The organism is Frigoribacterium sp. MCBA15_019 (genome assembly GCF_001864945.1).
In the GTDB taxonomy this organism is placed as follows: domain Bacteria; phylum Actinomycetota; class Actinomycetes; order Actinomycetales; family Microbacteriaceae; genus Frigoribacterium.
In genome coordinates this window covers 145,606-154,180 of record NZ_MJGS01000003.1, presented here as the reverse complement: position 1 = coordinate 154,180, position 8,575 = coordinate 145,606, and the positions used below count along the sequence as shown (strand labels likewise).

The window sequence follows — 8,575 nt, the reverse complement described above, 5'->3', positions numbered from 1 at the left end:
GCGGGGCGTCGTCGTGTCGTGTCGACCGGGCGATCAGGCCTCGCGGCCGCTCGGCATCTGCGTCTTGCGCGGGTCCGTCTCGGCGAGGCCGTCGAAGATCGACTCGATGCGAGAGAGGACGTCGGCCTCGAGGGTGACTCCCGAGGCTTTCGCGTTCGACTCGACCTGCTCGGGACGCGAGGCCCCGATGATCGCCGAGGCGACGTTCTCGTTCGACAGCACCCAGGCCAGCGACAGCTGGGCCTGCGTGAGGCCCAGGTCGGCAGCGATCGGCTCGAGCTGGGCGACGGCGTCGAGGACGTCGTCGCGCAGCCAGCGGTCGATCATGCCCGCGCCGCCCTTCTGGTCGGTCGCCCGGCTACCCGGCGGCAACTCGGCCCCGACCTTGTACTTTCCGGTCAGGACGCCTTGGGCGACGGGCGACCAGACGATCTGCGAGATGCCGAGCTCGGCCGAGGCCGGGACGACCTCGTCCTCGATGACCCGCCAGAGCAGCGAGTACTCGGGCTGGTTCGAGACCAGCTGGATCTTCAGCTCGCGAGCCAGGGCGTGCGCCTCACGGAGCTGCTCGGCGTTCCACTCCGAGACGCCGATGTAGAGCACCTTGCCCTGACGGACGAGGTCGGCGAAGGTCTCCATCGTCTCGTCGAGGGGCGTCTCGACGTCGTACCGGTGTGCCTGGTACAGGTCGACGTAGTCGGTCTGCAGGCGCGTGAGCGACCCGTCGATCGACTCGGTGATGTGCTTCCGGCTGAGGCCGGTGTCGTTGTGCCCCTTCGGTCCGGTGGGACCGTAGACCTTGGTGAAGATCTCGAGCGACTCCCGACGCTCACCCTTCAGGGCCTCGCCGAGGACCGTCTCGGCCTGGGTGTTGGCGTAGACGTCGGCCGTGTCGAACGAGCTGATGCCGACGTCGAGGGCCGCGCGGACGCAGCGCGTCGCCGTGTCGTTCTCGACCTGGGACCCGTGGGTGAGCCAGTTGCCGTAGGTGAGCTCGCTGACCTTGAGCCCGCTGTTGCCGAGGTACCTGAACTTCATGGACGACCTTTCTCGGTGGTGCCGCGGCGATGCGGCACCCCGTCGACGCTAGTCACCGGCCGCCCCGCCCGCCCGGTCGCCGAACGGTCCGGGCACGGTGAACCCCGACGGCGTGCGATGCCAGAACGCCCGCAACCGGAGAGGCCCGGCTCCCAGCGACCGGGTCAGACCGGAGGCCCAGGCCTCGACCGCGACCCGGTCGACCTCGTCGTCGTCGACCGTCTGCCAGACGCACACCACCTGCCGCGCTCTCGCCCGGAGTCCCTGATGCCGGAACAGGTCGACCAGTTCGTCGACGTCACGCCGCCGCGGCAGTCGTGGCACGTTGTGCAGACGACCGGCGGGGGCGACCTGCCGACCGGCCCCGTCGAGGAAGGCGAAGTGGACGACCTCGCGATCGCAACCCTCGGCGCACAGCTCGGTCGCGTGGTCGAGCAACGCCCGGTCGTCGGCGTCCGGCCCGAGGACGGGGAGCCGGAGGAGGTCGGGATCGGGATCGAACGGTCGGGAGCCTCCGCGGACACGCATGCCTCAGCCCACCGGGAGGAGGGGACGGACGTCGGACGGGGTGCGACGCATCGGCGGATGGACCGTGAGGTCGCCGGGTTCGATCACCGCCAGGATCGCCACAGCCCACCGCTGGTCGTCACACGAGGCCGACAGCGACTCGTCGTCGCTCTGCCACACCAGCAGGACGGACGTGGCATCGACCCAGGCCGCCACCTCGACGATGCGCAGAGCCAGGGTCTCGACCCCGTCGCGGGTGGGTTCGACCGGCGAGCCGGCGAGGGCGATGGGTGGCGCGACGGGCATGCCGTCGGGCCCCAGGTAGATCCAGAGCAAGGCGCGTTCGTCGCACGGCTCGAGGCAGAACTCGTCGACGAAGTCCTCGAGCTGTTCGTCGGTGGGGTCGGGGGCGAGTACGGGTGGGTAGGTGTCGATCGTCGTCATGGTCCGAGGCTGGCGGACCGCGCCGCGGTGAGGACCTGCGCACACGCGGCCTGTGGAGGAGGCCGATTCTCGTCGGGCTGGGGAGGAGCCGACGGGGCGGGGACGGACGGACGCGACGTCGCGTCCGACCGCACCCGCGCCTCCTGCACCGGATACGCTCGCCCGGTGGCGGTGATCGGGGAATTCTTCGGCGGGGTGGGGCTGCTCGGCCGGGGGCTGCGGCTGTGGGCGACGTCCGCGCGGCTGATGCTGCTGGGTGCGGTGCCCGCCCTCGTCGTGGGCGCGGTCTTCGCCGCCGGCCTCGTCGTCGTCGGTCTCGCCGCCGACGACATCGCCCGCGCCGTGACACCGTTCGCGGACGAGTGGCCCGAGTGGCAGCGCACCCTCGTGCGCCTCGGCGGAGGTCTCGCCGTGGCGGCCCTGGCCGTGCTGCTCGCGGTCGTCGCGTTCACCGCCGTCACGCTGCTCGTCGGCGATCCCTTCTACGAGCGCATCTGGCGCCGCGTCGAAGAGCGAGAGGGCGACCCGCCGGCCGACGTCGATCGCGGCTTCTGGCGCGGGCTCGCCCGGAGTGCCGGCGACTCGCTCCGACTGCTGCTGGCCACGGCCGGGGTGGGCGTCCTGCTGTTCGTCGGAGGATTCGTGCCGGTCGTCGGCCAGACCGTCGTGCCGGTCCTCGGTGCGCTGGTCGGCGGATGGTTCCTCGCGGTCGAGCTCACCGGCTACGCCTTCGACGCCCGGGGCCGCTCGCTCGCCGAGCGCCGCCGCGGGCTCGCCGTCAACCGGGCGCGCACCCTGGGGCTGGGCACCGCGACCTACCTCCTGTTCTTCGTCCCGCTCGGGGCGGTGCTCGTCATGCCGGCGGCCGTCGCCGCGGCCACCCTGCTCGCCCGCGAGGTGACCGCCGGGCCGACCGCGACGCCGGCCGTCGAACCGACCTCGACGGCCGACGACTACCATCCCCCGGCATGACCACCCCCGCCACGCCGACCAACCCCGCCGTCTCGCTGCCCGACGGTCGCGTCGTCCCGGCCCTCGGCCAGGGCACCTGGAACATCGGCGACGACCCGCGCCGCCGTGCCGACGAGGTCGCCGCCCTGCGGGCCGGCCTCGACGCCGGCCTGACCATGATCGACACCGCCGAGATGTACGGCGGCGGGAGGTCCGAGTCGCTGGTCGGCGAGGCGATCGGGGGCCGACGCGACGAGGTGTTCCTGGTCGGCAAGGTCCTGCCGAGCAACGCCTCGCGGCAGGGCACCGTCGACGCCTGCCACGCCAGCCTCCGGCGCCTGGGCACCGACCGCCTCGACCTCTACCTGCTGCACTGGCGCGGACGCCACCCCCTCGCCGAGACCGTCGACGCCCTGGAGGCGCTGGTCGCCGAGGGCGCGATCGGCGGCTGGGGGGTCAGCAACTTCGACGTCGACGACCTGCAGGAGCTGCTCGCGGTGCCCGGTGGCGAGAACGTCCAGACGAACCAGGTGCTGTACAACCTCGCCCGTCGCGGACCCGAGTTCGACCTGCTGCCCTGGGCACGGGAGCACGGCGTGCCACTCACCTCGTACTCCCCCGTCGACGGTGGAGAGCTGCTCGGCCACCCCGTGCTCGAGGAGGTCGCGACCGACCTCGGCGTCTCGGCCGCCCAGCTCGCCCTGGCCTGGGTGCTGCGCCTCGTGCCCGACCTGATGGTCGCCGTCAAGGCGGGCACGGTCGAGCACACCCTCGAGAACGCAGCGGCTCTGGCGGTCGACCTCGACGACCAGGCGTTCGTGCAGCTCGAGCGGGCGTTCCCCGCGCCGACGACCGAGGTGCCGCTCGAGATGCGCTGACCCGCGCCTCCCGGGCTCGCCTCCCGCTCACGCATGCGCCAGAGTGGAGGGACCAGCCCGGGTGACATCGACGTCGCCTGGACGCGAGCTCCAGAGGACACCGCATGATCATCGACAGAGCCGACGTGATCGTCACCAGCCCCGACCGCAACTTCGTGACGCTGAAGATCACCACGTCCGACGGCGTCACCGGCCTCGGCGACGCGACCCTCAACGGGCGCGAACTCGCCGTCGTCGCCTACCTGACCGGGCACGTCGTGCCCCTGCTGATCGGGCGCGATCCGGCCCGCATCGAGGACACCTGGCAGTTCCTCTACCGCAGCGCCTACTGGCGGCGCGGGCCGGTCACGATGGCCGCCATCGCCGCGGTCGACGTCGCCCTGTGGGACATCAAGGCCAAGGTCGCCGGCCTGCCCCTCTATCAACTGCTCGGCGGGGCCTCTCGCACCGGGTTGCTGACCTACGGCCACGCCTCGGGGAAGGACCTCGAGGAACTGTTCGACAGCGTCCGCGACCACCAGGAGCAGGGCTACAAGGCGATCCGCGTCCAGACCGGCGTGCCCGGCCTGAAGTCCATCTACGGGATCGCCTCGAACGCCACCTTCGACGCCAACAGCGGCGTGCGCTACGACCACGAACCCGCCCAGCGCGGAGCCCTTCCGAACGAAGAGGACTGGGACACCCGCTCGTACCTGCGGCACGTGCCCACCGTGTTCGAGGCGGTGCGGGCCGAGTTCGGCCCCGAGATCCCGCTGCTGCACGACGGCCACCATCGCATGACCCCGATCCAGGCGGCGCGGCTCGGCAAGAGCCTCGAGCCCTACGACCTGTTCTGGCTCGAGGACGTCACGCCGGCCGAGAACCCCGAAGCGCTGCGGCTCGTCCGACAGCACACGACGACCCCCCTGGCCATCGGTGAGATCTTCAACACCGTCTGGGACTACCAGCAGATCATCCGCGAGCAGCTGATCGACTACGTGCGCAGCGCCGTCACGCACACGGGCGGCATCACGCACCTCAAGAAGGTGCTCGAGTACGCCTCGCAGTACCAGATCAAGTCGGGCATGCACGGACCGACCGACATCTCTCCCGTGGGCATGGCGGCCGCGATGCACCTCGGGCTCGCGATCCACAACTTCGGCATCCAGGAGTACATGAAGCACGGTGCGAAGACGGACGAGGTCTTCGAGCAGAGCTTCACCTTCGAGGACGGCATGCTGCACCCGGGCGAGCAGCCCGGGATCGGCGTCGAACTGAACGAGCGGGCCGCCGCGGCGTACCCGTACGCGCAGGCCTACCTGCCGTACAACCGGCTGGCGGACGGCACCGTCCACGACTGGTGACGGGGACGAGGAGGCGCGGCGCGGGCGAGCGCGTCGGTCACCCCTCGTAAGCAGCCGCCAGCTCGGCGATGACCAGCCGGTTCATGCCCGTCATCGCGGCCATGGCCCGGGCGGCGCCCTCGGGGTCGGGTCCGTCGAGGTAGCGGTCCATCACCGACGGGACGACCTGCCAGGAGAAGCCCCACCGGTCCGTCACCCAGCCGCACCGCCCCTCCTGCCCGCCGTCCGCGGCGAAGGCGTCCCAGTAGTGGTCGAGCTCGTCCTGGGTCTCGACCGAGATCGAGAACGACGTGGCCTCGGTGGGCCTCGGACCGCCGTCGCCGCCGTTCAGCAGGCGGTACGGCTGGCCGTCAAGCTCAAGGTCGACGACGAGCGCCTGGCCCGCCATCGACGCGTCGGGGAAGTCCTCGGGGTAGCGCGACACGTCGGTGACACGCGACGACGGGAACAGGGCGACGTAGAAGTCCGCGGCGGTCTCGATGTCACGACCGAACCAGAACGTGGGGGTGATGCGGGGCATGACGCGCCTCCTCGGGGTGGCCGGCGGCACCGTCGCCTCCTGGCGCTCAGGGTAGCCGCGCCGGGCGTCGAAGTCGAGAAGTGACGACATGCCGCTCACCTCCGAAGGTGAGCGGCATGTCGTGACGTCTCGGGGAGGCGGGTCGGCCGGCTCAGCCCAGCAGCGCCTCGATCGGACCACGCACGAAGTAGACCAGGAACCCGGCCGCGACGATCCACAGCAGCGGGCTGATCGAACGAGCCTTGCCGGCGAACGCCCGGACGACGACCCAGCTGACGAAGCCGACGCCGATGCCGTTCGCGATCGAGTACGTCAGCGGCATGGTGATGATCGTCAGGAACACCGGCAGCGCGACCGAGAAGTCGGTCCAGTCGATCTGGCTGATCTGCGACACCATCAGCGCCCCGACGATCACGAGCGCCGACGCCGCGACCTCGAGCGGCACGACCTGGGTCAACGGCGTGAAGAACATCGCGAGCAGGAAGAGTGCGCCGGTCACGACCGAGGCGAAGCCCGTCCGGGCGCCCTCGCCGATGCCCGAGGCCGACTCGACGAACACGGTGTTCGACGACGAGCTCGTCGCGCCACCGGCGACCGCGCCGACGCCCTCGACGATCAGGGCCGAGCGAAGGCGCGGGAAGGTGCCGTTCGCGTCCGCGACGTCGCCGGCCTTGGCGAGGCCGGTCATCGTGCCCATGGCGTCGAAGAAGTTGGTGAAGACGAGGGTGAAGACCAGCATGACGGCCGACAGCACGCCGATGCGGGCGAAGGCGCCGAAACTGAACTGGCCGACGAGCGAGAGGTCGGGCAGGGCAACGATCTGCGTGGGCAGCACCGGGGCGTTGAGGTTCCAGTCGTCGAGGTTCTGGCCGTTCGACGGCGGCACCTGGAAGATCGCCTGCAGGGCGATGGCGATGACGGTGGTGGCGACGATGCCGATGAAGATCGCCCCGCGCACCTTGCGGGCCATCAGCACACCGATGACCAGCAGGCCGATGACGAAGGTGATCGTCGGCAGGGTCGCCACCGAGCCGGCGTCGCCGAGCTGCACGGGCGGCGACGACGTCCCGCTGGTGCGGACGAAGCCGGAGTCGACCAGGCCGATGAACGCGATGAACAGGCCGATGCCGACCGTGATCGCCGTCTTGAGGGCGGCCGGCACGGCGGTGAAGATCATGCTGCGCAGGCCGGTCACGGCGAGGATCGTGATGACGAGCCCGTTGATCACCACGAGTCCCATGGCCTCGGGCCAGGTGACGTCCTGCACGACGTTGACGGCCAGGAACGAGTTGATGCCGAGCCCGGCGGCGAACGCGAACGGGAGGCGCGCGACGGTGCCGAAGAGGATCGTCATGACCCCGGCGGTGAGGGCGGTGACCGCGCCCACCTGACCGTTCTGAAGCCAGTTGCCGGCCACGTCCTTGGCCGCCTGGTCGGCGCTGAAGCCGCCGAGGATCAGCGGGTTCAAGATGACGATGTAGGCCATCGTGACGAAGGTGACGACGCCGCCGCGGATCTCGCGGGCCCAGGTCGAGCCACGGTGGGTGATCTCGAAGAACCGGTCGAGGGTGCCCCCGACTCCGGGTCTCGGCGGCGTGGTGGCGGGGGCGTTCGTGGCCATGGCGATGCGTCTCCGGTGAGATCGGATGTCGAGGGGGAAGAGAACAGGATAGGCCGTGCCGGGGGTGCACGATGCAACCGGTCCGGTCGACCCGCGGTCTGTCGGCCCGCGGTCTGTCGACCCGCTCAGCCCCCGAGTCCGGCGATCAGGTTGACCGTCGAGGCCAGGATCACCGATCCGAAGAGGTACGACAGCAGCATGTGCCGCAGGACGACGGCACGGATGACGCTCGACCCGATGTCGGTGTCGGCGATCTGGAACGTCATGCCGAGGCCGAAGGCCACGTACGCGAAGTCGGCGTACCGCGGCGGCTCCGGCTGGTTGAACGAGATGCCTCCCACCTCGTCGCCGCTGTAGTACAGCACGGCGTACCTCAGCGTGAAGAGGGTGTGCACGAGGAACCACGACAGGGCGATGCTGACGACCGCGAGTCCGGCGAGCAGGTCCTCGACGGCACCGCCCATGCTTGTCGCGCGGACGAGCACGACCCCGACCGCGAGCAGGCTCGCCACGCTGGCGATGACGAGCAACAGGTCGCCTGCCGGTCGCGACGGGTCCTCGCGCGTGGCCCAGCGGCGGGTGTCGTCGGCGTCGAGACGACCGACCGCGAGCCAGACCCAGGCGAGGTAGACGACGCAGGCCGCGGCCCAGCCGATCGCAAGCGCGACCGAGGGCAGCACCCACGGCCAGGTGCCGGCGGCGCCCGCGACACCGACGACGGCCATGACGACGAATCGGAGGCGCGACCGGCGCATGCGGACGGCCGTTGCCTCGGCGTCGACTCGGGGGGACATGACCCGATCGTGCCAGACGAGGCCGGACCGGGGTCGACACGACCCCGGTGACCGAAGGGCCTAGGAGGCGCGGTGCACGCCGAGGGCGCGCGTCACGAGGGGCACCTGCAACGGCAGCCGCACGAGGGTGACGGCCGTGCGCCCCGTCGTGGCCCGCTCGCTCTTCACGGCGCGCAGGGCCATCGAGACGTTCGCCGGGAACACGGCCACGAACAGCGCGGCGGCGGCGAGCCCGCCGACCGGACGTGTCCTCGGGACGAGGAGGGCGGCGGCGATGCCGACCTCGGCGAGACCGGAGCCGATCGTCCAGAACCGGGCCGGGCCCGGGATGCTCCTCGGGACGACCGCGTCGTAGACCGCGGGCTTCGCGAGGTGCAGGAGGCCGGAACCGCCCAGGATCGCGGCGAGGACGCGGGCGTCCCGACGGGCGGTGGATTTCTGGTGACGTGTGGGGCGGTGACTCATGCGACCATCTTGCG

General features: G+C 71.1%; 10 protein-coding genes. 3 read left to right on the top strand and 7 right to left on the bottom strand.

Annotated elements, in window-relative coordinates; all coding sequences use genetic code 11:
• Positions 1 to 33: 33 nt before the first annotated feature.
• From BIV04_RS07345 to BIV04_RS17295, 3 genes are read right to left on the bottom strand one after another with little or no spacing between them, the layout of a single operon-like run.
• A complete protein-coding gene (locus BIV04_RS07345) occupies positions 34 to 1,038 on the bottom strand; it encodes an aldo/keto reductase family protein (RefSeq protein ID WP_071255492.1) in 1,005 nt (334 codons plus the stop codon).
• A 48-nt stretch (positions 1,039 to 1,086) separates the two neighbouring features.
• On the bottom strand, positions 1,087 to 1,566 hold the full coding sequence (locus BIV04_RS07340) for a hypothetical protein (protein WP_071255491.1): 480 nt from the start codon (positions 1,564 to 1,566) through the stop codon (positions 1,087 to 1,089).
• A gap of 3 nt (positions 1,567 to 1,569) precedes the next feature.
• Entirely contained in the window at positions 1,570 to 1,989 is a 420-nt protein-coding gene (locus BIV04_RS17295) for a hypothetical protein (RefSeq protein WP_071255489.1), read from the bottom strand.
• A gap of 165 nt (positions 1,990 to 2,154) precedes the next feature.
• Here BIV04_RS17295 and BIV04_RS17290 point away from each other — a divergent pair, with 165 nt between their 5' ends.
• The 3 genes from BIV04_RS17290 to manD all read left to right on the top strand — a co-directional run bounded on the left by BIV04_RS17290 (position 2,155) and on the right by manD (position 5,161).
• Entirely contained in the window at positions 2,155 to 2,961 is an 807-nt protein-coding gene (locus BIV04_RS17290) for an EI24 domain-containing protein (RefSeq protein ID WP_071255488.1), read from the top strand.
• Positions 2,958 to 3,818 carry an aldo/keto reductase gene (locus BIV04_RS07325; RefSeq protein WP_071255487.1) on the top strand — a complete coding sequence of 287 codons (861 nt, stop codon included), beginning with the start codon at positions 2,958 to 2,960 and terminating at the stop codon, positions 3,816 to 3,818. Before BIV04_RS17290 ends, BIV04_RS07325 begins: the two co-directional genes overlap by 4 nt.
• A gap of 104 nt (positions 3,819 to 3,922) precedes the next feature.
• Positions 3,923 to 5,161 carry a D-mannonate dehydratase ManD gene (manD, locus tag BIV04_RS07320; RefSeq protein ID WP_071255485.1) on the top strand — a complete coding sequence of 413 codons (1,239 nt, stop codon included), beginning with the start codon at positions 3,923 to 3,925 and terminating at the stop codon, positions 5,159 to 5,161.
• Between the two features lie 37 nt (positions 5,162 to 5,198).
• On the opposite strand, the gene BIV04_RS07315 is transcribed toward manD, so the two are convergent.
• From BIV04_RS07315 to BIV04_RS07300, 4 genes are all read right to left on the bottom strand, one after another.
• On the bottom strand, positions 5,199 to 5,771 hold the full coding sequence (locus tag BIV04_RS07315; RefSeq protein ID WP_369825298.1) for a VOC family protein: 573 nt from the start codon (positions 5,769 to 5,771) through the stop codon (positions 5,199 to 5,201).
• A 61-nt stretch (positions 5,772 to 5,832) separates the two neighbouring features.
• Positions 5,833 to 7,302: an NCS2 family permease gene (locus BIV04_RS07310; RefSeq protein WP_177174782.1), complete on the bottom strand. Its 1,470-nt coding sequence runs from the start codon at positions 7,300 to 7,302 to the stop codon at positions 5,833 to 5,835.
• 125 nt (positions 7,303 to 7,427) lie between these two features.
• A complete protein-coding gene (locus BIV04_RS07305) occupies positions 7,428 to 8,096 on the bottom strand; it encodes a DUF1345 domain-containing protein (protein ID WP_083396253.1) in 669 nt (222 codons plus the stop codon).
• A 60-nt stretch (positions 8,097 to 8,156) separates the two neighbouring features.
• Complete coding sequence (locus BIV04_RS07300; RefSeq protein ID WP_071255484.1) at positions 8,157 to 8,561, bottom strand: hypothetical protein; 405 nt, start codon at positions 8,559 to 8,561, stop codon at positions 8,157 to 8,159.
• Positions 8,562 to 8,575 lie beyond the last annotated feature (14 nt).

What these genes read in the sequence shown, in the direction of transcription:
- BIV04_RS07310 (WP_177174782.1), bottom strand. Translation starts at nt 7,302, where the DNA reads ATGGCCACGAACGCCCCCGCCACCACGCCGCCGAGACCCGGAGTCGGG.
- BIV04_RS07305 (WP_083396253.1), bottom strand. Translation starts at nt 8,096, where the DNA reads ATGTCCCCCCGAGTCGACGCCGAGGCAACGGCCGTCCGCATGCGCCGG.
- manD (WP_071255485.1), top strand. Translation starts at nt 3,923, where the DNA reads ATGATCATCGACAGAGCCGACGTGATCGTCACCAGCCCCGACCGCAAC.
- BIV04_RS07315 (WP_369825298.1), bottom strand. Translation starts at nt 5,771, where the DNA reads ATGTCGTCACTTCTCGACTTCGACGCCCGGCGCGGCTACCCTGAGCGC.
- BIV04_RS17295 (WP_071255489.1), bottom strand. Translation starts at nt 1,989, where the DNA reads ATGACGACGATCGACACCTACCCACCCGTACTCGCCCCCGACCCCACC.
- BIV04_RS07340 (WP_071255491.1), bottom strand. Translation starts at nt 1,566, where the DNA reads ATGCGTGTCCGCGGAGGCTCCCGACCGTTCGATCCCGATCCCGACCTC.
- BIV04_RS07325 (WP_071255487.1), top strand. Translation starts at nt 2,958, where the DNA reads ATGACCACCCCCGCCACGCCGACCAACCCCGCCGTCTCGCTGCCCGAC.
- BIV04_RS07300 (WP_071255484.1), bottom strand. Translation starts at nt 8,561, where the DNA reads ATGAGTCACCGCCCCACACGTCACCAGAAATCCACCGCCCGTCGGGAC.
- BIV04_RS07345 (WP_071255492.1), bottom strand. Translation starts at nt 1,038, where the DNA reads ATGAAGTTCAGGTACCTCGGCAACAGCGGGCTCAAGGTCAGCGAGCTC.